Genomic DNA, 346 nt, shown 5'->3' on the forward strand with positions numbered 1-346 from the left:
TGGCAAGACCCTGGTCTGCGGCTTCGCCCACGTCTACGGCATGCCGGTCGGCATCGTCGCCAACAACGGCATCCTGTTCTCGGAGTCGGCGCTGAAAGGCGCGCACTTCATCGAGCTGTGCAACCAGCGCGGCATCCCGCTGGTGTTCCTGCAGAACATCACCGGCTTCATGGTCGGCAAGAAGTACGAGAACGCCGGCATCGCGAAAGACGGCGCCAAGATGGTCACCGCCGTGGCCTGCTCTTCGGTGCCCAAGTTCACCATCGTCATCGGAGGCAGCTTCGGCGCCGGCAACTACGCCATGTGCGGGCGCGCCTACGGTGCGCGCTTCCTCTGGACCTGGCCC

The 346-nt window shown here is 65.0% G+C and carries 1 protein-coding gene; it reads left to right on the forward strand.

From position 1 onward, the window contains the following. A partial coding sequence (locus tag FLQ44_RS13625) for a carboxyl transferase domain-containing protein (protein WP_276607860.1) occupies window positions 1-346 on the forward strand: 346 nt, incomplete at both ends.

Source organism: Vogesella mureinivorans (genome assembly GCF_007644035.1).
Classification (GTDB): domain Bacteria; phylum Pseudomonadota; class Gammaproteobacteria; order Burkholderiales; family Chromobacteriaceae; genus Vogesella; species Vogesella mureinivorans.